The organism is Erwinia psidii (assembly GCF_003846135.1).
In the GTDB taxonomy this organism is placed as follows: Bacteria; Pseudomonadota; Gammaproteobacteria; order Enterobacterales; family Enterobacteriaceae; genus Erwinia; species Erwinia psidii.
Genome location: NZ_RHHM01000005.1, coordinates 1 through 21,694 on the forward strand (window position 1 = coordinate 1; position 21,694 = coordinate 21,694).

Sequence of the window (21,694 nt, forward strand, 5' to 3'; positions counted from 1 at the left end):
CATCACGGGATATTACAGCCAGCTCAGACCTCATCAATATAATGGAGGTCTGACGCCGAATGAATCAGAGCGATTGTTCTGGAAAAACGCTAAAACCGTGGCCAGTTTTAGTTGACCACTACATGGATGCGTCATTGACCTTGCGGATCTTATCTGACTGGCGAGCCTGTGTCGGACTGACTCCATCCGCGACTTGCTTTTGTGTCTGCTGGCATTTATCACAGGCTGCTGCAAGTTTCACTCTCGGATATTCACCCAAGGCAAACATGCTGGATTTACCGTTGAGTTTAAACCGATAGCGCTATGTCTTTTTGCCATTGGGCTTCACCTGTAGGTAGAGACCGTTGAAGTCGTTAAGTCGGTAGGTTTTTTCTTTTGGCCTGGCAGTACGGCATGCGTATCAATGAGCATAACGGGGCCTTGTTTATTTATTATACCGTTATTGCACTCACTTAAAATGATGATGGAAGAATGTCGTACTCATCCATATACTCATTTTCGACTGCGTTGTTGCGAGATGAGTTGAGACTGTATGAAATGAAAAACCCACGCAATAGCGTGGATTTTATAGGTTTTTTATAACTCTATGAGATTCAATGAAACCTCACGAGACAACAAATTTTATTTAGACGTTAAACAGGAAGTTCATCACATCGCCATCTTTAACGATATAGTCCTTACCTTCTGAACGCATCTTGCCGGCTTCTTTCGCGCCTTGCTCACCTTTGTAGGTGATGTAGTCTTCAAAGCCAATTGTCTGGGCGCGGATAAAGCCTTTCTCGAAGTCGGTATGGATTTTACCGGCGGCCTGCGGCGCGGTGGCACCGACAGGAATGGTCCAGGCACGAACCTCTTTCACGCCCGCAGTGAAATAAGTTTGCAGGTTTAACAGGGCATAACCGGCGCGAATAACCCGATTCAGACCTGGCTCTTCCAGGCCCAGCTCGGCCATAAACTCTTCGCGATCTTCGTCTTCCAGTTCGGCGATATCGGATTCCACTGCGGCACATACCGGTACCACCACGGAGCCTTCTTTCCCGGCAATCTCACGGACCTGATCCAGATACGGATTATTTTCAAAACCATCTTCGTTAACGTTGGCGATATACATGGTTGGCTTCAGGGTCAGGAAGCTCAGATAGCGGATTGCCGCTTTGTCTTCTTCGCTCAGGTTCAGCGAGCGCAGCATCCCGGCATTTTCCAGGTGTGGCAGACATTTTTCCAGCGCGGCCTGTTCGGCTTTGGCGTCTTTATCGCCGCCTTTGGCGCGTTTCTGCACGCGCTGCAGCGCACGTTCGCAGGTATCCAGGTCAGACAGCGCCAGCTCGGTGTTGATCACCTCGATGTCGTCAGCCGGGTCAACTTTGTTGTTTACGTGAATGATGTTGTCGTTCTCGAAGCAGCGCACCACGTGGCCGATAGCTTCGGTTTCACGGATGTTGGTCAGGAACTGGTTGCCCAGACCTTCACCTTTGGACGCGCCTTTCACCAGGCCTGCGATATCGACGAACTCCATGGTGGTCGGCAGGATCCGCTGTGGCTTGACGATTTCTGCCAGCTTATCCAGACGATAATCAGGCATTGGCACCACGCCGGTATTCGGCTCAATGGTACAGAACGGGAAATTAGCTGCTTCAATGCCCGCTTTGGTCAACGCATTGAACAGGGTGGATTTACCGACGTTAGGCAGGCCCACGATACCGCATTTGAATCCCATAGTTGAATCACCTTAATCGCTTTATAATCAGAAAGTTGTGCATTTTTCTGATGTGTCTGAGAGTGTTGCCACTGCAAGTTTGTGCGCATTATACACGTTATCCGTGGCTATATGGCGCGGAATTCCGGTCACCGTCCGGGTTTGAGGTTGAGATCTGCTTCACATTCCTGGATACTGACACAACTTGACAACTGAGGGAGTTACCACCGATGCATCACCTGTTGCTTTTGATGCCCTGAGTTTCCTTCTCTGTGATTATCCTGTCTTTCTGCCTGTTCTGCCCCGGCTTTTTCTCTGGCAGAGCGCGAAGTCATCTGTATCATTATAAATAACGGAAAGTAAGTATGTTCAATCTGAGCAACGTCAGCGCTGTCGGCGTAAAAAATGACCTGCTGGCTGGTGCTGTTGTCTCTGTGGCACTGATCCCCGAAGCCACCGCCTTTTCTCTGTTGGCCGGACTGTCACCTGGCATTGGTCTGCACACCGCCTTTATTCTGGGCGTGGTTACCGCGTTGTTTGGCGGTAAACCGGGAATGATCTCCGGTGCGGCCGGCTCTATTGTGGTGGTGCTGGTCAGTCTTATTCAGAGCCACGGTTATCAGTATGTGCTGCTGGCTACCATTTTTGCCGGTGTTATCCAGATAGTAATCGGTGTTTTTCGCCTGGGTAAATTTATTCGTCTGGTACCACAGCCTGCGATTTATGGCTTTGTTAACGGGCTGGCTATTGTGATCGCGCTGGCGCAAATCCCAATGATCAAACATCAGGGACCGGTGATGTACGCACTGGTCGCCCTGGCGATGCTGATTGTCTGGCTGTTCCCAAAGTTAACCAGGGCGATACCCGGCTCACTGGTGGCACTGATTGCCATCAGTGCCATTGCGATTGGCTTTGGTCTGGATACAAAACGGGTTGGCGATCTGGCGGATATTTCCGGCACGCTGCCCGTATTTCACCTGCCTGATGCGCCGCTAAGCGTGGAAACACTGAGAATTGTGCTGCCTTATTCACTGATTATCGCTCTGGTGGGACTGATAGAATCTTTGCTGACGCTGGCGGTACTGGACGAAATGGGCAGCGGGAAGGGCGATGGTAACAAAGAGTGTGTGGCTCAGGGCATTGGCAACACGATTTGTGGTTTTTTCGGCAGCTTCGCCGGTTGCGCAATGATTGGTCAGTCGATCATTAATTTTACTTCCGGTGGTCGTGGTCGTCTTTCAAATCTGGTGGGGGCAGTGTTACTGATCCTCTTTGTAGTCAGCCTGTCAAAATACATTGCTCTGTTACCCGTGGCGGCACTCGCAGGCATTATGTTTGTGGTGTGTATCAACACCTTTGAATGGACCTCACTGAGCCGCCTGAAGCGAATGCCAAAATCGGATGCGGTGATCATGATTGCCGTAACGGTGGTGACTATCTTCACCGACCTTGCCATGGCGGTGATCTTTGGGGTGATTATTTCGGCGCTGGTTTTTGCATGGCAACATGCACGCATTACGCTGATTGCGCAGGAAGAGGGGGAGGGGCTAAAGATCTGCCGACTGGAAGGGCCGCTATTTTTTGGTTCTGTCGCCAGCTTCCATGAGCTGTTTCACCCGGAGAATGACCCGGAAAACGTGGTAATTGATTTTGCCCGCACGCGGGTGATGGACTCCAGCGGGGTAGAGGCGATTGATAAACTGACGGCCCGTTACCTTGCGGCTGGAAAAAACGTGCGTTTACGCCATCTCAGCCGCGATTGTGTCAGTCTGTTAAAGCAGGCAGGCCCGTTCTGTAGCTTTGACATGGATGACCCTGACTACAAAGTTGCCGCCGATAAGGCTTAATGCTTAAAGCCGTGAACATTAGTGCCGATATAGATAAAAAATCGTCGTACTGATGGTTAGGTACAGAGCAAACGGCTGAAGTTTATCTGTACGACGATTTTTAACACTGGCAGGATGCTCAGAAAACTGGCCTTTGAAGCATGATAAATAACTTAATTTGCGTTCCGATCCACACCCTTAACGGGGAATTGATCGCGCTTGATTTCACACAGATTAATTATCCGCTGAAGAAACATGTGCCGGAAATGGGGCAGATTGCGGAAAGTCGGCTGCTGAATCAGCTGCTGACCATTGAGCAATATGCTGACTATTTCAGGCTGCACAACCTGCTGTGCTGCGTCACGATCAATTTCCAGCTGGCGAAGGCGGTTATTGAATCAGTGCTTATCCAGCGTATTCTCAGCCATTTGCCGTTTGTGCGGCTGAAACTGTCAGAGGATTTTCCCAATCTGCATGATGGTCCCAATAACCCCATTCTGCGCACGCTGGTTGAACAGCTCAATGTTTTGTGGCTGGACGATTTGGGTGCCGGTGCGGCTAATCTGAACGCGCTTCAGTCAAAAATGTTTGAAGCGGTGAAGCTGGATCGACAGTTTTATCTTAAGAACGTCGGGAAGCCCTTTTTTAACGTGTTAATGAAGCATATTCGCCAGTATACCCACCGGGTGATTGTGGAAGGGGTTGAAAATAACCTTGGACTGGATAAGCTGGCAGACAATAAAATCTGGGGCGTACAGGGATACTACTTGCCCGTGGTGCCGTTTTCAGACCTCAGTGATATCAGCCCGCAAAAACATCCCTGATATCCCGGCACTGACGGCGTGATGTCCATCAGTGCCAGCCCTGACAAAAAAGCACTATTCCGCCTTAAAACTGTGCAGGCGGTTGATTGCTTTCACACTGCCTTCCTTTAGCCACAGTTCTGTACATCGCACTGCTTCATCCGTGGCCTGATCGATACGCGTTTGCTCGCTGGCTGGTGGTTTACCCAGTACAAACCCCACCACTTTATTCCTGTCACCGGGGTGCCCGATACCAATACGCAGGCGATGAAAATTCTGATTGTTGCCCAGTTTGCTGATGATGTCTTTCAGTCCGTTGTGACCACCGTGCCCGCCTCCCTGTTTGAATTTTGCCACGCCCGGAGGTAAATCCAGCTCATCATGTGCCACCAGAATCTCGTCCGGGGTAATACGATAAAACGTTGCCATGGCAGCCACCGATTTACCGCTCAGATTCATAAAGGTGGTGGGAACCAGTAGCCGCAGATCTGCACCGCCCAGGTTCAGACGGGCAGTGTAGCCATAGAATTTACTCTCTTCTTTTAACGGCTGATTATGGCGCTCTGCCAGTAAATCAACATACCACGCGCCAGCATTGTGGCGGGTTGCCGCATACTCGGCCCCCGGATTGGCAAGTCCCACAATCAGTTTGATGCTGCTCACTTATCTGTATTCCTGAAGAGTGCTAAAGAGGTGCGTCAGTTTACTAAGAGTGTCAGCAGAACTCAAAACCGTGTGCAGTAAACCTTCGTTCAGCCAGGTGATAATCTATTTTCTGTAAATCACACAGGGCAATGAATGTAAATCATTGTCAATAAATACGCTGTAAATGTGATCTGACCCGCAACCGATCAGGCCACTATTGCCTAAAATTATTGCCAGAAAAGCAGGTTAACAATCAGTCTGGAGGGGCGAAATGAAACGTAAACATGTCTGTTTAACCGGTAATGCGCTGATGGCGCTGGGGCTGGCGGTAATGGTTGTTGGAGTGGGCTTAGCGGTTTTAAACCAGTTACCTCAGCTACAGTTGCCTGAATTTATGGTTCATGGCGCGATTTTCAGTATTTTTGTTGGGGCGTTAATGTGGCTGGTAGGCGCACGTATCAGCGGGCGGGAAAAAATCACCGATCGTTATTATTGGGTGCGCCATTACGGTGATAAACGCTGTCGCAGAACGCCAAATCATCCTCAACACTGACAGACGTTTATTCAGCTCACTGCTGGAGCGCCAGGGCCTCAGAAAAATTTCAGCGAAGGTAACTGCTCATCCGCACGGTAAGCCGCAAAAAGAAGCGTCCGGCGTTTCTCAGACTCAAATGCAAAAACGAGGCTGGCAGTACGTGGTACTGAGTGGGTAAAAAAAAGGACGGAGTGTCCGCCCTTTTTCTTACCGCCGGATCTCAGACCGCGTTTATTAATGCTCAAACATTGCTGAGATAGACTCTTCGTTGCTGATGCGACGAATGGCCTCTGCCAGCATGCCAGAGAGCGTCAGAGTACGTACGTTAGGCAGTGCTTTAATCTCTTCCGGCAGCGGAATGGTGTCGCATACTACCACTTCATCAATTACTGAATGGCGCAGATTTTCCACAGCATTACCGGAGAAAATAGGATGCGTTGCGTAGGCGAAAACCCGTTTTGCGCCGCGCTCTTTAAGCGCTTCCGCCGCCTTGCACAGCGTGCCGCCTGTGTCGATCATATCATCGACCAGAACACAGTCCCGACCTGCTACGTCACCAATAATGTGCATCACCTGAGAAACATTGGCACGGGGGCGGCGTTTGTCGATAATCGCCATGTCCGTGTCGTTTAGCAGTTTAGCGATAGCGCGTGCGCGAACCACACCGCCGATATCCGGTGAAACCACAATCGGATTCTCCAGACCAATCTGTAACATGTCTTCCAACAGGATCGGGCTGCCAAAAACGTTATCAACCGGGACGTCAAAGAAGCCCTGAATCTGCTCTGCATGCAGATCAACCGTCAGTACACGGTCAACGCCCACGCTTGAGAGAAAATCGGCAACCACTTTGGCAGTGATAGGGACACGGGCAGAACGCACGCGGCGGTCCTGACGGGCATAACCAAAGTAGGGGATGACGGCAGTGATACGACCAGCGGAAGCACGGCGTAGCGCATCCACCATCACCACCAGTTCCATCAGGTTATCATTGGTGGGGGCACAGGTGGACTGGATGATGAAAATATCACCACCGCGCACGTTTTCATTAATTTGTACGCTTACTTCACCATCGCTGAATCGGCCAACGGCGGCATCGCCCAGGCTGGTATAGAGTCGGTTGGCAATACGTTGTGCTAGTTCCGGGGTGGCGTTACCAGCAAAAAGCTTCATATCAGGCACGAGAAGAACCTCAGGCTTTGCGTCCAGAGAATGAACATCATGGTCAGCAGCACTGGGCGGTATACCGCTGACTGGTTCATACGGATGTATCTGTGAGTGCTGTGCAACATCTGGAACAGGTTGAGGCTGTCACAGCAGCTCTTTATTACTTTGGCCCGAAAGGTGACGGTGCAGAGGCGACACATTGACGCCCCGTGCGACAAATGCCTGCCACTTTCTCGGAACAAGCTTATACACCTGACGGGCAGCACACTCGGTGTCAAATTCGGCAAACACACAAGCACCAGTCCCGGTCAGGCGTGACGGCGCGTATTCTAGCAGCCAGGAAACAAGCTGTTCAACCTCACGAAAACGTTTTCTTACCACTGGCTCACAATCATTGTGGTAATCCGCGAGTAATAAGTCAGTCAGTTCCCGTGATGGGGTATTGCGTGTCAGTTCGGGATCGTTAAAGATCAACGGAGTGGGGATATGCACCCCAGGATGGATCACCAGAAACCACTTTTCAGCCGGGGTTACCGGGGTCAGTTGTTCACCAACCCCTTCCGCAACCGCCGCATAGCCGTGCACGAATACCGGCACATCGGCCCCCAGTCTCAGGCCCAATGCAGCCAGCTCACTGAGGGTAAAACCCGTGTTCCAGCAGTAATTGAGCGCCAGAAGGACCGTGGCAGCATCGGATGACCCTCCACCCAGCCCACCGCCCATCGGCAGGTTTTTGGCGATCGCCAGACTCACGCCAGCCCGATCTGGCAACGTGCCGCGAAGCCGGGCCTGTTCACGCAGCAGCCTTGCAGCACGGACTATCAGATTTTGTTCTTCCGGCACGCCGTCCATGGCGGTCAACAGTCTGATTTCACCGCTGTTATCCGGCGTGAAGGTCAACTCATCGCCAAAATCCAGAAACTGAAATAACGTTTGTAGATTATGGTAGCCGTCGGGCCGCTTTCCGGTGACGTAAAGAAACAGGTTTAGCTTGGCGGGAGCCGGTAACGTTATGGACGATGACCCTGCTGTGAGGCGGTCTGCAATCATTTAACCGTCCAACCGTCCATTTTCAGTTTAATGCGCTGACTGCCTTCGTGCAGTTCAAGACTGGCGGGCAGAGTGGGGTCCTGCCTGGTGTCATAGCTCAGATAGTTCACCGTCCATTGCTGATTGTTGCGGCTGTAGTGGACTTCACGCAGGCGATACTGTTCATCCAGCGAATAATCCGTGGCATCACCTGGCAGGCCCATCATCCACTGGCGAAGGTTGTTAAGTGGGATCGCCATCCCGGTGAGCTGGGCGATCATTTTTTCGGCATCATTGCTGACATAGCGTTTGCCTTTATTGTCAACAATCTGCACCACGCTACCCTGGGCGTCCAGTTGCAGTTCGGTGCTGCCGAGCGGGTTGGTCAGCAATAAGCGATAGCGGTCTGGCGCGGTTTGCTGCCAGTTGAAACGTGCGTAGACTTTCTGGCTATCAGAAAGATAGGCAAAAGCGCCACGGGTCTGATATTGGACGATTTTTTGTACGGCCTGCTGGTGGTGCTGCCACTGTGGCGAGGTAATGCTCTGCCCAGGACCCTGGGGTTTATTAATGCTACAGGCTGCCAGCAACAGGCCAGCAAGCGGGAGAAGCCGCATCAGGCGGGGTTTCTGCATAAACATAAAGGGTCAGCTCCTCAGACTCCGGTCGGGAATAGATGCCAAAAATAACCGTTCACGCTAGCGACCCATCGGCATAACGTCAATGCTCAATTTGTCTTTTTTGCCAGAGGATGGCGGTATCCTGTGGCAGCGAACGATAAAGGACGGCTTTTATTGATCCCGCGCATCTTGTAGAATGCGCTGCACAAAACCCTATCAACAGTGGGATAACCCCCAATCACTTCCTATGACGTTGCTGGCTCTCGGAATTAATCACAAAACGGCACCTGTAGCTTTGCGAGAACGTGTGGCGTTCTCACCTGAGGCACTGGATCAGGCGCTGGACAGCCTTCTCTCCCAGCCGCTGGTGCAGGGCGGTGTGGTGCTGTCTACCTGTAACCGGACCGAATTGTATTTAAGTGTTGAGCAGCAGGAAAATTTGCAGGAACAACTGGTGCAATGGCTGTGTGATTATCATCAGCTCAGTGCTGATGAAGTTTGCGCAAGCCTTTACTGGCATCATGACAATGAGGCGGTCAGCCACCTTATGCGCGTCGCCAGCGGGCTGGACTCGTTGGTGTTAGGTGAGCCGCAGATCCTGGGGCAGGTAAAAAAAGCTTTCGCAGATTCTCACCGTGGCCTGCCGCTGGCCAGCGAGCTGGAGAGAATGTTTCAGAAGTCCTTTTCGGTGGCCAAGCGGGTGCGTACGGAAACGGATATCGGAGCCAGTGCCGTGTCGGTTGCCTTTGCCGCCTGTACGCTGGCAAGAAAAATCTTCGAATCCCTGTCGACGGTAAACGTGCTGTTGGTCGGCGCGGGTGAAACCATTGAGCTGGTAGCCCGCCATCTGCGCGAGCACCGTGTTCACAGGATTATGATTGCCAACCGTACTCACAGCCGTGCTCAGCGACTGGCGGATGAGGTGGGCGCTGAGGTCATTGGCCTTGCTGACATTGACGATCGTCTGGCGGAAGCCGACATCATTATCAGTTCCACGGCCAGTCCGCTACCGATCATCGGTAAGGGAATGGTGGAGCGGGCGCTGAAAAAACGCCGCAATCAGCCGATGCTGCTGGTGGATATCGCCGTGCCACGCGATGTGGAGCCGGAAGTGGGTAAGCTGGCTAATGCTTATCTTTACAGCGTGGACGATTTGCAGGTGATCATCGAAAGCAATATGGCCCAGCGTAAAGCGGCGGCGGTGCAGGCGGAAAGTATCGTTGTGCAGGAAAGCAGTGAATTTATGTCATGGCTGCGGGCCCAAAGCGCGGTCGACACCATCCGTGACTATCGATCGCAGGCAGATCAGGTGCGAAAGGAGCTGGAGGCTCGTGCGCTGGCGGCGCTGCAGCAGGGCGACGATCCCCAGACCGTGTTACGTGATATGGCCCACAGACTGACCAACCGTTTGATCCACGCCCCGACAAAATCGCTTCAGCAGGCTGCCCGTGACGGGGATGCTGAACGTTTGCAAATTTTACGTGACAGTCTCGGACTGGATTAGCGTTTTCTCTCAGGAATTATAAGGTAAGAAATTATTAATGAAGCCTTCTATTGTTGCCAAACTGGAAGCCTTGCAGGAACGTCATGAAGAAGTCGAGGCGATGCTGGGCGATGCGGGCGTGATTGCCGATCAGGACCGTTTTCGTGCTCTGTCGCGCGAGTATGCTCAACTGACCGATGTCAGCCGTTGCTTTCAGCGGTGGCAGCAGGCACAGGACGATATCGCTACCGCAGAAGAGATGCTGGGCGACAGTGAGATGCGTGAGATGGCGCAGGAAGAACTTAACACCGCGCGCGAAGCTAGCCACACTCTGGAGAAGGAACTGGAGATCCTGTTGCTACCGAAAGATCCCGATGATGAACGTAACTGTTACCTTGAAGTGCGTGCCGGGACGGGCGGTGACGAGGCCGCCATTTTCGCCGGCGATCTGTTTCGCATGTACTGTCGCTATGCGGAATCGCGCCGCTGGAAGGTGGAAGTGATGAGCGCTAACGATGGCGAGCATGGCGGTTACAAAGAGGTGATTGCCAAAGTGGCCGGAGAGGGTGCTTATGGTCGCCTTAAGTTCGAATCAGGTGGGCATCGCGTGCAGCGTGTACCGGAAACCGAATCGCAGGGGCGTATCCATACCTCGGCCTGTACGGTTGCGGTAATGCCCGAAGTCCCCGAAGCGGAATTACCGGATATCAATCCTGTCGACCTGAAAATTGATACCTTCCGCTCCTCTGGCGCGGGTGGTCAGCACGTTAACACCACTGATTCAGCTATCCGTATTACCCACCTGCCTACCGGCATTGTGGTGGAGTGCCAGGACGAACGCTCTCAGCACAAAAATAAAGCCAAAGCGTTGTCGGTGCTGGGGTCGCGCATTCGTGCGGAGGAGATGTCCCGCCGTCAGCAGGAGGAAGCTTCGACGCGTCGCAACCTGCTGGGCAGTGGCGATCGTTCCGACCGTAACCGCACCTACAATTACCCTCAGGGACGTATTACCGATCACCGTATTAATCTGACCGTCTACCGTCTGGATGAGGTGATGCAAGGCAAGCTGGATACGTTGATTGAACCGGTGGTACAGGAACATCAGGCGGATCAGCTGGCGGCGCTGTCCGGGCAGGAGTAATGCAGATACGCCAGTGGCTGCGGGCCGCGATTGTTCAGCTCGACGGGAGCGACACGCCGAAACGTGACGCAGAAATCCTGCTGAGTTTTGTTACCGGCCAATCCCGCAGCTGGCTGGTTGCCTTTGACGATACCTTTCTCAGCGTGGAAAATTTGGCACAGCTGTCTGCTTTGCTGGCCCGTCGCGCCGGCGGGGAACCGATCGCTTACCTTACCGGTGAACGCGAATTCTGGTCGCTGTCTCTTGCCGTGTCTCCTGCCACCCTGATCCCCCGTCCCGACACCGAATTACTCGTTGAGCAGGCGCTGTTGCATTTGCCCGCAGACGCAAAGGTTCTCGATCTGGGGACAGGCAGTGGGGCGATAGCGCTGGCGCTGGCCAGCGAACGACCAGACTGCACGGTGACCGGCGTGGACCGCATTGCGGCGGCGGTGGAACTGGCACGGCAAAATGCACATCATCTGGCGATAAGCAATGCGTCGTTTTACCTCAGTAACTGGTTCAGCGCGCTGGCCGGTGAGCAGTTCGATATGATCGTCAGTAATCCACCTTATATTGATGCCGCTGACAGACATCTCGCGTTGGGCGATGTGCGTTTTGAACCTGCCAGCGCGTTGATTTCGGCAGATAATGGTCTGGCTGATATTCGCCATATAGCTTCAACGGCGGCTGAGCATTTGCTATCCGGCGGCTGGTTGTTTTTGGAACATGGCTGGCAGCAGGCACCGCAAGTGCGCCAAATATTGAACGAGAACAGGTTTTTTCGCGTAGCAACCTGCCAGGATTATGGCGGTAATGAGCGGGTAACCTTTGCTCAGAAACCGTAGCCAGAGAGAGGCCACTGGTGACAGCCACAGCCCGGTAAACACAGGTCTCCTGCTTTTATCCCTTTTGACGACAGGAGCCAGGCTGACTGAAAAGCCATTTGGCGTTATTATCTCTGCCGCTCCGGGGTTTATTACCCAGGGGGGCGGCCAGTGGTGCGAACTCAGGGAGTGGGAATGTGTTTGTGTCCGTACCTGCCATACTGGCGCTGGTTCTTACCTGGCCACCACCAAAATGTCATTGTTGGGGAATGTATGACGTCGAGAGTAACAACAGATTTCACAGTGGCACCGCTGTGCGAGGGCGTGATAGCCGCGACGCAGGCTATTCGCGCGGATTTTTCTGCCGAAGAGGTCACCCGGCAGCTGGCGGCACTGGTGTGCGAAGCTCGCGCTGCTATCCCGCAAGATCTTGAGCAGGATTTGCAGCTCGAACAACTGATCGAGCTGTTCTGGACACAGTGGGGATTTGGTGGTGCCAGCGGTGTTTACCGTCTTTCTGATACGCTATGGCTGGATAAGGTCCTGAATTCGCGGCAGGGTACGGCGGTATCACTGGGGATAATTTTCCTGCACATTGCCGAGCAGCTCTCGTTACCGCTGATGCCGGTGATTTTTCCAACACAGTTGATACTCAGGGCAGACTGGCTGGATGAGGAGATGTGGCTGATTAACCCTTTTAATGGCGACACGCTGGACGAGCATACGCTGGAAGTGTGGCTGAAAGGAAACATTGGCCCGGTGGCGGAGCTGTATGAAGATGATTTGCTGGAAGCTGCACCGCAGCAGGTTCTGAGTAAAATGCTCGACACGCTGAAAGCCGCGTTGATGGATGAAAAGCAGATGGAGCTTGCCCTTCAGGTCAGCCAGCTACTGGTGAATATGGACCCGGAAGATCCGTATGAAATTCGTGACCGGGGGCTGATTTTTGCCCAGCTTGATTGTGAACATGTGGCACTCAGCGATCTGAACTATTTTGTTGAGCACTGCCCGGAAGATCCGATCAGTGAAATGATCAAGATACAGATCCATTCTATTGAACAAAAACAGATTACGCTGCACTGAATATAAGGCGATGACATGAAACAAAAAGTGGTAAACATTGGTGATATACAGGTGGCAAACGATCTGCCGTTTGTACTGTTTGGCGGTATGAACGTGCTGGAATCGCGCGATTTGGCGATGCGCATCTGCGAACACTATGTAACCGTGACTGGCAAGCTGGGTATCCCTTACGTGTTTAAAGCGTCGTTTGATAAGGCCAATCGTTCCTCAATACGTTCTTATCGTGGTCCGGGGCTGGAAGAAGGGATGAAAATCTTTCAGGAACTGAAGCAAACATTTGGTGTGAAGGTCATTACTGATGTGCATGAGGCCACTCAGGCGCAGCCGGTATCTGAGGTGGTGGATGTGATCCAGCTACCTGCATTTCTTGCCCGTCAGACCGATCTGGTTGAGGCGATGGCGAAAACCGGTGCGGTAATCAACGTTAAGAAACCCCAGTTTGTCAGCCCCGGTCAGATGGGGAACATTGTCGAAAAATTCGCTGAAGGGGGTAATGAGAAGGTGATCCTGTGCGATCGCGGCGCCAATTTCGGTTACGACAATCTGGTGGTTGATATGCTGGGCTTCAACGTGATGAAGCAGGTTTCAAACGGTAGCCCGGTCATTTTCGACGTGACCCATGCGTTGCAATGCCGCGATCCGTTCGGCTCTGCATCCGGTGGCCGTCGTGGACAGGTGACCGAACTGGCCCGTGCGGGTATGGCGGTGGGCCTGGCTGGTCTGTTTATTGAGGCGCACCCGGACCCGGCCCACGCAATGTGCGACGGCCCTTCAGCATTGCCACTGGATAAGCTTGAGCCTTTCCTCAAACAGATGAAAGCAATTGACGATCTGGTGAAGAATTTCCCGGAGCTGAATACCGATAACTGACTCGCACTGAGAGCTGGCCCGTGATGCCAGCTTTTTTACATGGAGTGAACGAATGAAGAAAAAGGGCATGGTGATACTGGCGGCAATACTGCTTTCGGGCTGTGGAGCCTTATCGGGGAACGCCGGCAATAATCCGCTGACCGATCATAATTATATTCTGAAAAGCGTCGATGGTAAGGTGGTGACGTCTCCCGCCGGAATGAAGCCAGGTATCAGCTTTTCGCAGGATATGCATGTCAGTGGCGTGATGTGCAATCGTTTCTTCGGTCAGGGTAAGCTGGAACACGGGGTTCTCAGTGTGCCCCAGATGGCTTCCACCCGAATGCTGTGTATCGACCCAGAACTGAATCAGTGGGAAGCGATTATCGGGAAAATGCTGGTGGCGGGTGCCACACTGCACCAGGATCGGAACACGCTGACCCTGGAGGGATCGGGGCATTCGCTGGTATACGTGAGAGATAATTAACCGGTATGGTTTGTTCAGAAACGGCCCCGAGTGCTAAATGCAACGGGGCCGTTTTTTTACAGCATGACGGTGATCAGATAACCGGCAAACAGGGCCAGATGCGCGGCTCCATTGAGTACGTTTGTACGGCCAGTGGAGAATGAAATCTGACACAGTAAAAGGGCCGCCACCATCATTACCATTTGCGGTGCATCAAGTCCGAAAATCAATCGCTGTCCGGTCAGGGTGGCGATGATTGTCACTGCCGGTACGGTCAGCGATATGGTGGCCAGCACCGAACCAAAAAAAAGATTCATCGCCCGTTGTACCTGATTAGCCAGAACGGCTTTGATCGCCCCCAGACCTTCAGGAGAGAGGATCAGCAGGGCCACCAGAAAGCCGACAAATCCTTCCGGGGCATTAAGCTGTTCCAGCAGCATTTCCAGCGGGGGCGCATCGGTTTTGGTGACGGCGATAACCGCGATCAGATGGACCACCAGCCATACGCTGTGCCAGCGGCTGGAATGATCTGACGGTTTCCCGTGATGTGGATCGCCATCGTCACTGTCGTCTTCATGCTGATAAACAAACAGACTTTGATGGGTTCGGGTTTGAATAAGCAGAAATACGCCGTACATTGCGGCGGAGATACCCGAGATAATCAGTGCCTGGCCGACACTGAAGTCGCCACCGGGCAACGCATTCGGGAACACCAGAACCAGGATCCCAAGTGGAAACAGCGCAATCAGATACTGTTTTACCCCAACGAGGTTGACAAACTGCGTGGCGAATTTACGGCCACCCAACAGCAGGGCAAATCCCACCAGGCCGCAGGTGACAATCATAATGATCGAATAGAGCGTATCGCGCATCAGCGCCGGTGCCGCATCACCAGTGGCCATCAGGGCTGAAATCAGGCTGACTTCAAGGATAACCACCGACAGGCTAAGGATCAGGGAGCCATAAGGTTCCCCCAGACGATGTGCCAACACGTCAGCATGGCGTACCACGCTGAAGGCACTGAAAAGTATCGCCACCAACGCGATAAGATTGATGCCGATGATCACCGGCATGGAACTACTTTGTCCCCAAAACCCTAAAATAACCAGTGCAGCGACCGTCAGCAGCAGCGACGTCTCTTTATGACGGGTTTTTGTACTATCTAATTCAGCCAAGGGTATCGTCTCCTTACTTTAGTGAGTCAGGGCCTGAGATCCGTCTGTTTAGTATTAACAGACGACATATTGTCATTGATTTGCTCAGGCATTATCACACAAGTTACAGTGTATTGAACCATTAATGAATAATTTTGATATTTACTCTTTTTTGCTGTAATAGCTTGTTTTTGTTTTTTTGCGCCTTATATTCCAATTATCTTTTTCATCATTATGATTTTAAAGTGTTAATTTAATATTTTTCAGCGTGCAGAAATGTAATTAAAGCCTCGTTGTGGTGGTTTTTTTGGCTAAAAAAAGCATCTTAACCACATATTTTATCAGGAGCTATAAAAGTATGTGAAAAATCAATGTGCTGTTTTTTTTCTCCGCCGTTAAGTTTTATCTGGCACTGCCGATAACCGGCATAAGGAATATTTTTTCTTTTGTGATGTGCATCAAACTTGATTGCCCAGTCTGAAATGGCTTATGGTCATAACCGACATTGAAATAAGGCGTTTCCTGGTAATCATTATTCAGGAACTGCCATGCAGGTTTTACCGGGAAACGTGAAGTGGCAGAGGAGGTTCTGTGTTAACAAGAGATTTCCTGAAAAAAGCAGATTGCCGTACGGCTTTTGGTGACGTTGAGGAATCCCTCTTATGGACCTGTGAACAGCGGGCAGCCTCGCTTGCTAACGTTCTGGCGCGTCGCCCGGACAGGAGTCCGGTATGGATTTTCGGGTATGGTTCACTGATGTGGAATCCGGTATTTGAATCTGACGATGTGGCCGTGGGGACTTTACAGGGCTGGCATCGGGCATTTTGTCTGCGGCTGACAGCCGGACGAGGAAGTGTGACTCATCCCGGCAGGATGCTGGCGCTGAAAGAGGGAGGAAGTACCACCGGACTGGCATTTCGGCTATCCGAAGCGCAGGTACAGGAAGACCTGGAGTTACTGTGGAAGCGTGAAATGCTTACCGGATGCTATCTTCCGACCTGGTGTGAGCTGGAACTGGCAGATGGCCGTCATGTGACGGCACTCGCTTTTGTTACGAATGCATGTCATCCGCTGTATGAAACCGACTCCTGTCCAAAAACTATCGCCCCGCTGATTGCTCAGGCCAGCGGACCGTTGGGAACCAACGCCCAGTACCTTTATTCACTGGAGCATGAACTGCAAAAACGCGGCCTGTATGATGATTGCCTCACCGATTTAGTGGAGCGAGTACGGGAGCTACAGCAATGCAGTGATCATGGGCTGGCAGGTCGGGAAATGACCTGCTGTGGATCAATTAACCATGTGCCCACATGACTTACCTCCAGCTGTTGCCATCGCACTGCGTTAGCGCTTTGCAACTCAATTTTATAGCTGCCTGCTGAAAGGTTAAGTGAAGCAAAACCGTTGATGTCCGGCTTCACATCCACAGGTTTACCATCCACGGTTAACCGTTCAGTGTTACTCATTTTCAGGTACACCCTTGCCATCAGAGTTCGGGTGTCCGCACCTGAAAAGGAGGGCTGCGAGGAGCCGTTCTCCTGCGAGATTTCGCCCACCTCCTGCCCCTTAGCGGGCGCATCATTGCGGTTCATCAACACTGTCGCCAGCGCTATGATCACGCCCAGTAGCGCCGTTACGCCAGTGACGGCCATCTTTTTTGAGATGTGGTGTACTGGCCTGGTGGTGACAGTTTCCATTTTCGCATCCGTCCCGGTGGGGGTGACCCCCTCAGGTTCAGCAAACGACGGTGGTTCAGCGCCAGGTCCCAGGAGAGGAGTGGCGGTGGCGACCAGCTCCTCTACCGTGCCGACGGAAAGTTCTATTAGCGACGCCAGCTCATCAATGCTCTGCGGGCGATCCTGTGGTTTCATGGCCAGCGAACGATCGATGGCGTTTAACAGGGGGAGTGAGAAACCCGGTGGACGTAACAGGGTCAGCGGCTGGTAGCGATCCTCAATGCAGCGTACCACGCTGACCGGCGGCGGTGACCCCATGACCAGCGTGTGCATTACGGCACCCAGCGCGTAGATATCTGTCCAGGGTCCCTGATCGTTATTGCTGTCTTCGCTATACTGCTCAATCGGCGCATAGCCCGGTTTGAGCATGATTTCGGTTTCATCAGAAAGGTTACCTATCTCCTTACGGGCTGAACCGAAATCAAGTAGCACCGGCAACTGATTGTCCTGAATCTGAATATTATCCAGAGAGATATCCCGGTGCAGATAACCTGCCTGGTGGATGGTGTTAATGGCCCCGAACAGAGGGGGTAACAGCTGACGTATCCAGGCATCGGTCAGCGTCTCCGGGCTGTTGTGTTGCCACTCTTTAAGCGTCATACCGCTGTAGTAGAGCGTGCCCATATAGGCTGTGCCGTTCTCTTCCCAGAAACGCAGAACGTGCAGCAGTCCCGGGTGATTAAAGCGCGCCAGCAGCCTTGCTTCGTGGATAAAACTGTTGAGCCCCGCGTTAAACAGTTTCTGACAGCGCTCCCCACGTATGACGATATTCTGATGATCGTGGCGGGTAGCCAGCGAGACGGGAAAGTATTCTTTGATAGCAATAGTCCGCTCAAGAAGATGATCCCAGGCACGATAAACAATGCCAAAGCCTCCTCCTCCAATGACCTCTTTTATTTCAAATTCATTGAAACGGTGTCCCGCCGGAAGTGCAGCGGATACATTTTTTGTTTTATCGTTTGCCGACATAGTAAGCACTCTCTGAGAGCTGATGCCCTGGATTATCCGGTAATAAGCAGATCAGTTAACGGTGCGCCAGGCACCAATGGTTGGGTCAGCCAGACCGACATGCGGGCCATCAACCAGCAGCACATTTATCTTTATTTGCTGATCCACCACTGAATTCCATGCGTGAAGTACCGACGCCACCCGCTGTTTCAGCAGGAGGGGATCGTCAGCCTCAGACCGCTTCATCTTGAGCAGCAGCGATCCCTCAAATGACCAGACATGCAACACAGGGTCAAATATCAGTACCAGCCAGGAGTCCGGTATGGCCTTTTTGCTGACGATAAGACGCTGATTATTTGCCGAGACAATGTTCAACTCTTCCGGCGCCGGATGCACCTTACGTAAAGGGAACCCCTGATAAAATTGCACGGGAACCTGTTGATTTTTACCTTTCACGGAGAGTGTCAGCACGCTCTTGCCTTCAAGCCAGCCGCCGGATGAGCAGGCGAGATTTTTGTCTTCAGGAATAAAAAGTGCTTTGCCATTTCCCTCCCATGAGGTACGAAAGTAACAGCCTGTCGGAAGGGTGAAACGCGGTAATGGCGCCCGACTGGCAGGTTGTGCCGCACCGGGCGTGATGTTAGCTGCTTCGCTGGCATCTGCAATTACAACAGGCCGCCAGCTCTGCTCTTTCGCTGCCGTACCAGTAGCCACTACCGCCCCCTTATCGTTGGTCATCTGCCAGGGCATTTCTTCAAGTTTGCCACACTGATTTTGCAGTAATGTGCCCACGCGTGGCAGAAAGCTGTTCAGTATGTTGGATTCCATGTTATTGCCAGAGACGATGCGTAACTGGATGTTTTCCTTACACCAGTCGCGCGGAGCACTGCTTGGCACATTATCGATAAACACCTCCAGCTCCATGCTGGGGGAGTAAACCACGCGATAATCCTCCGCCTGTACGGCAGTCGCTATCAACAGTGTGGCAGTGACAGGCAACCCAAATTTCATAGTGTTCCTTGATGTTATTTGCACGGCGGCAGAAACCGGGCTGAGTCCGCCATCAACTGTATCAGCGTGGCTTCCTGAGGTGAGCCGATCCAGATGGCCACCGCGCTTAAATTATCTTCTTTTTTACTACGATCAATTGCCGTATGCATCAGGGCCAGCCACTCTTCAGGTGAGTTGACCATGCGGAGCGCCTGTTCCATTTCTTCAGGCGTCAGATTGCACCAGAAACCGTCAGTGCAGACCAGAAAAGCATCGCCATCTTCCAGCAGATGTATGCCACTGTAGCTGGCCGGCTGTTGGCCGTCTGAACCCAGTGCATTATAAAGTAAATTACTGTTTATACCGGTATTATCAACACCAGCATCCTTTAATTGCTGAGCGAGGCTGTGATCGCGGGTGAAGGAGTGAATATAACCCCGGCGAAAGTGGTAAACGCGACTGTCTCCGGCGTGCATCCACCAGCATTGTTGAGAGAGACGATCGATAAACAGGGCGGCGAGTGTGGTACTCATCTGACTGAAATTTACCATCGTCTGCTGTGCCTGCCGGACGGCCTGTTCGGCATTTTCTACCCAACATTCGGTCTCCACGGGGGTGATAGGGAGGTCGTTTGCCACTGCCGAGAGCAACACATCTTTCGTAATACGGGCGGCAATTCCCCCACCCGCGGTGCCGGCTACGCCATCACAGACCAGAAAACAGGCGCAGTACTGTCCAAGCACCGCGCCTGTTTCATCCTGATTATTCTCCCGTGCGCCCTGATGCGACGTGGTTGCATAATTGATGTTCATTCTTCTTCCGGCCGGGACTGGGAGTCTTTGTACTGATTGACTTCCATATCATAGGCTTGCAGGAATGCGTTGCCAAAAAGCGTGTGGAAGTCGTCTTCTATCTCACCTGACATCTTCTGATAATGACGAAGAAAATAGTCCCACAGCGCGGCTTTTTTCATCATTCCCGGACTGATGCGTGGCATGTTTCCGTCGCGGCGGGCGAAGTCTTCCAGCCGCTGCGGGTTGAATGATTGCAACATGGCCGCAATAATGGCCCGGATCCCGGCAATCATTCCCAACTGATGTGCCTGCAAATCTACCAGAGCATCCCGAACGGCCTGTTCAGGCGGCATAAAGCCGGGCATCTCGCTTTGATAGATTTGCATCAGTACCGTTTTACCGGAGGGCAGGATCTTGAACGGGTTGTTAGCCTCATTGAGGATCATCGTCATTTCGGCTTTCACCCCACGTTTAAGGATGGAGCGTGAGGAGAGCAGGGCAACGGTCCCCTGTGAGAAAAGGCTGAGCATCCTTCCGGTGATGCGCATCTGATCTTCCGTCAGTGTCGGTTTATCGGCATGATAATCCAGCCCCATTCCGTCCATCAGCGCGGCGAGCAGGCGCTGTTCATTGCCAGGCGAAGTGGTGCGTTCTGACGGCATCATCGCATGATTAACCGGGTCAATACTTAACCGGGCGACGTTCTGCCGGGCTTGACGGGCGGATAATTGCTCCTCGGTGTGCAGCTCAAAAGTCTCCATCAGCACCGCTTCCTGATGACGTGAAATGCCCAGCGGATCGGACGCAGAGTTATCATCATGGGTAAACAGAGTCAGCGGGTCGATATCGCTGAAAGCCGTCTCCTCCTCGTGTGCCGGGTCACTGACCCGAATCTGGTAATGGCCAATGTTTAGTACGTCAGCATGCTGTAACAAAATCTGGCTTCCCCGCGCCAGCGGGACACGATTATGCACTACGGCAGTGACGCTGCCATGATTGGTCAGACGACAATCACCATTGCTGGCAACATGCACCACTGCCTGTAAACGTGAAATAGCACGGTCTTCATCCGGGAGTACCAGATCGTTGTCGACGCTCCGGCCAATGGTGCCGCCGGGTGGCACAAAATCACAGCAGGTAAGGGGTGTTCCATTTTTGCTTTCAACAATGGTAAATCGCATACGCTTTTCCTGAAGCCAGGGCCATCACAGGCCAAGAGACGCTATTCAAACATGGGGGGATAGAGTCCATGCCGCCCTGTTTGTGCCATAGCGGCCGGGTTGAATAGTTGCGAGAACAGCTGAGCAGTAAGGTTACCGCTGTGTTTGTGACTGGTAAGAGGATAGCCATCACTCTGATTGGTCCACCAGTAGCTGGTGTACCCTGTTGGATCAAAATGTGCGGCCACTTCCGGCCAGGCAAGCGTGCAGGGCATATTCTGATAGCCAATGATATCCATAATATCTGAACGACCATTGTCGGGGATCGCCAGCGATGGCAGGTTATCCAACGCCTGATCCAGTTGGTTGACCGTGAAAGGTACTTTCACCGCCTGATACATTGTGGCACCCAACAGCTGAAACCAGTCGCCGCAGATCATCAGTTGAGCCGGGTGCCAGTGCTTCAGCGCAACACGCTGCAGTACCAGTAGCGGCCATGCCCGTCCCACGCGATCTCTTGAAGGCATAAGACAGCCAATTTGCACTTGCTGCACGCCAAGCGTTGCCGGCATAGCAAAGTTCCACACTGGCGCATGCCTGAATTGTTCGCTAACGGCGTCACTGTGATGATGCCAGTGTGTCAGGCCCAGCTGGAACCAGTTAGACCAGTTGGTAACAATGTTCTCAGGAAGATGGCGTTGCAAAAAGTCACCGGTACCCGGCAGCTTGCCATACCATCCGGGCTGTTTTTTATCTGCCATGA

21 protein-coding genes and 1 pseudogene are annotated in these 21,694 nt (G+C 52.5%); 10 read left to right on the plus strand and 12 right to left on the minus strand.

Translation table 11 applies throughout. The annotated features are described in order from the left end of the window. Window positions 1–124 precede the first annotated feature (124 nt). A pseudogene (locus EB241_RS07490) lies at window positions 125–411 on the minus strand (Arm DNA-binding domain-containing protein); the annotation flags it as partial. 214 nt (window positions 412–625) lie between these two features. Next, window positions 626–1,717 carry a redox-regulated ATPase YchF gene (ychF, locus tag EB241_RS07495; RefSeq protein ID WP_124232580.1) on the minus strand — a complete coding sequence of 364 codons (1,092 nt, stop codon included), beginning with the start codon at window positions 1,715–1,717 and terminating at the stop codon, window positions 626–628. A gap of 344 nt (window positions 1,718–2,061) precedes the next feature. Between ychF and EB241_RS07500 the strand changes: the two genes are divergently transcribed. Together EB241_RS07500 and EB241_RS07505 are read left to right on the plus strand one after the other, a co-directional pair. After that, on the plus strand, window positions 2,062–3,543 hold the full coding sequence (locus EB241_RS07500; protein ID WP_124232581.1) for a SulP family inorganic anion transporter: 1,482 nt from the start codon (window positions 2,062–2,064) through the stop codon (window positions 3,541–3,543). 140 nt (window positions 3,544–3,683) lie between these two features. Then, window positions 3,684–4,346, plus strand: a complete 663-nt coding sequence (locus tag EB241_RS07505; RefSeq protein ID WP_124232582.1) for an EAL domain-containing protein — start codon at window positions 3,684–3,686, stop codon at window positions 4,344–4,346. A 54-nt stretch (window positions 4,347–4,400) separates the two neighbouring features. Here EB241_RS07505 and pth read toward each other — a convergent pair whose 3' ends face one another. Next, window positions 4,401–4,988 carry an aminoacyl-tRNA hydrolase gene (gene pth, locus EB241_RS07510; RefSeq protein ID WP_124232583.1) on the minus strand — a complete coding sequence of 196 codons (588 nt, stop codon included), beginning with the start codon at window positions 4,986–4,988 and terminating at the stop codon, window positions 4,401–4,403. A gap of 253 nt (window positions 4,989–5,241) precedes the next feature. On the opposite strand from pth, the gene ychH reads away from it, so the two are divergent. Continuing rightward, window positions 5,242–5,523, plus strand: coding sequence for a stress-induced protein YchH (ychH, locus tag EB241_RS07515; protein WP_124232584.1), 282 nt, complete (start codon window positions 5,242–5,244; stop codon window positions 5,521–5,523). A 216-nt stretch (window positions 5,524–5,739) separates the two neighbouring features. Here ychH and prs read toward each other — a convergent pair whose 3' ends face one another. The 3 genes from prs to lolB all read right to left on the minus strand — a co-directional run bounded on the left by prs (window position 5,740) and on the right by lolB (window position 8,342). After that, complete coding sequence (gene prs / locus EB241_RS07520) at window positions 5,740–6,687, minus strand: ribose-phosphate diphosphokinase (protein WP_124232585.1); 948 nt, start codon at window positions 6,685–6,687, stop codon at window positions 5,740–5,742. Between the two features lie 129 nt (window positions 6,688–6,816). Next, window positions 6,817–7,722: a 4-(cytidine 5'-diphospho)-2-C-methyl-D-erythritol kinase gene (gene ispE, locus EB241_RS07525; protein WP_124232586.1), complete on the minus strand. Its 906-nt coding sequence runs from the start codon at window positions 7,720–7,722 to the stop codon at window positions 6,817–6,819. Beyond that, on the minus strand, window positions 7,719–8,342 hold the full coding sequence (gene lolB, locus EB241_RS07530; protein WP_124232587.1) for a lipoprotein insertase outer membrane protein LolB: 624 nt from the start codon (window positions 8,340–8,342) through the stop codon (window positions 7,719–7,721). The genes ispE and lolB overlap by 4 nt, the downstream gene beginning before the upstream one ends. Before the next feature lie 226 nt (window positions 8,343–8,568). On the opposite strand from lolB, the gene hemA reads away from it, so the two are divergent. From hemA to EB241_RS07560, 6 genes are all read left to right on the plus strand, one after another. Next, window positions 8,569–9,825: a glutamyl-tRNA reductase gene (gene hemA / locus EB241_RS07535; protein ID WP_124232788.1), complete on the plus strand. Its 1,257-nt coding sequence runs from the start codon at window positions 8,569–8,571 to the stop codon at window positions 9,823–9,825. Between the two features lie 37 nt (window positions 9,826–9,862). Continuing rightward, a complete protein-coding gene (gene prfA / locus EB241_RS07540) occupies window positions 9,863–10,945 on the plus strand; it encodes a peptide chain release factor 1 (RefSeq protein ID WP_124232588.1) in 1,083 nt (360 codons plus the stop codon). Continuing rightward, window positions 10,945–11,772, plus strand: a complete 828-nt coding sequence (prmC, locus tag EB241_RS07545) for a peptide chain release factor N(5)-glutamine methyltransferase (RefSeq protein ID WP_124232589.1) — start codon at window positions 10,945–10,947, stop codon at window positions 11,770–11,772. The genes prfA and prmC overlap by 1 nt, the downstream gene beginning before the upstream one ends. Window positions 11,773–12,024: 252 nt before the next feature. Beyond that, complete coding sequence (gene sirB1 / locus EB241_RS07550; protein ID WP_124232590.1) at window positions 12,025–12,834, plus strand: invasion regulator SirB1; 810 nt, start codon at window positions 12,025–12,027, stop codon at window positions 12,832–12,834. A gap of 15 nt (window positions 12,835–12,849) precedes the next feature. After that, window positions 12,850–13,704 (plus strand): 3-deoxy-8-phosphooctulonate synthase, encoded by an 855-nt coding sequence (gene kdsA, locus EB241_RS07555; protein WP_124232591.1) that lies wholly within the window; start codon window positions 12,850–12,852, stop codon window positions 13,702–13,704. A gap of 52 nt (window positions 13,705–13,756) precedes the next feature. Next, window positions 13,757–14,170, plus strand: a complete 414-nt coding sequence (locus tag EB241_RS07560; protein WP_124232592.1) for an META domain-containing protein — start codon at window positions 13,757–13,759, stop codon at window positions 14,168–14,170. A 56-nt stretch (window positions 14,171–14,226) separates the two neighbouring features. On the opposite strand, the gene chaA is transcribed toward EB241_RS07560, so the two are convergent. Further along, window positions 14,227–15,324, minus strand: a complete 1,098-nt coding sequence (gene chaA / locus EB241_RS07565; RefSeq protein WP_124232593.1) for a sodium-potassium/proton antiporter ChaA — start codon at window positions 15,322–15,324, stop codon at window positions 14,227–14,229. Window positions 15,325–15,894: 570 nt separating this feature from the next. Between chaA and EB241_RS07570 the strand changes: the two genes are divergently transcribed. Then, window positions 15,895–16,617, plus strand: a complete 723-nt coding sequence (locus tag EB241_RS07570; RefSeq protein WP_124232594.1) for a gamma-glutamylcyclotransferase — start codon at window positions 15,895–15,897, stop codon at window positions 16,615–16,617. Here EB241_RS07570 and EB241_RS07575 read toward each other — a convergent pair. The 5 genes from EB241_RS07575 to tagF are packed head-to-tail and all read right to left on the minus strand — an operon-like array spanning window position 16,557 to window position 21,692. Continuing rightward, window positions 16,557–18,008 carry a serine/threonine protein kinase gene (locus EB241_RS07575; protein WP_124232595.1) on the minus strand — a complete coding sequence of 484 codons (1,452 nt, stop codon included), beginning with the start codon at window positions 18,006–18,008 and terminating at the stop codon, window positions 16,557–16,559. The two genes, EB241_RS07570 and EB241_RS07575, sit on opposite strands and share 61 nt — an antisense overlap. 51 nt (window positions 18,009–18,059) lie before the next feature. Continuing rightward, window positions 18,060–18,998, minus strand: coding sequence for a hypothetical protein (locus EB241_RS07580; RefSeq protein ID WP_124232596.1), 939 nt, complete (start codon window positions 18,996–18,998; stop codon window positions 18,060–18,062). A gap of 14 nt (window positions 18,999–19,012) precedes the next feature. Continuing rightward, entirely contained in the window at window positions 19,013–19,789 is a 777-nt protein-coding gene (locus tag EB241_RS07585; protein WP_124232597.1) for a PP2C family protein-serine/threonine phosphatase, read from the minus strand. Further along, window positions 19,786–20,952 (minus strand): type VI secretion system-associated FHA domain protein TagH, encoded by a 1,167-nt coding sequence (gene tagH, locus EB241_RS07590; RefSeq protein ID WP_124232598.1) that lies wholly within the window; start codon window positions 20,950–20,952, stop codon window positions 19,786–19,788. The genes EB241_RS07585 and tagH overlap by 4 nt, the downstream gene beginning before the upstream one ends. Window positions 20,953–20,993: 41 nt before the next feature. After that, the gene (gene tagF, locus EB241_RS07595; RefSeq protein WP_124232599.1) at window positions 20,994–21,692 is read right to left on the minus strand and encodes a type VI secretion system-associated protein TagF; all 699 of its coding nucleotides are present in this window, start codon (window positions 21,690–21,692) and stop codon (window positions 20,994–20,996) included. Window positions 21,693–21,694: the final 2 nt, after the last annotated feature.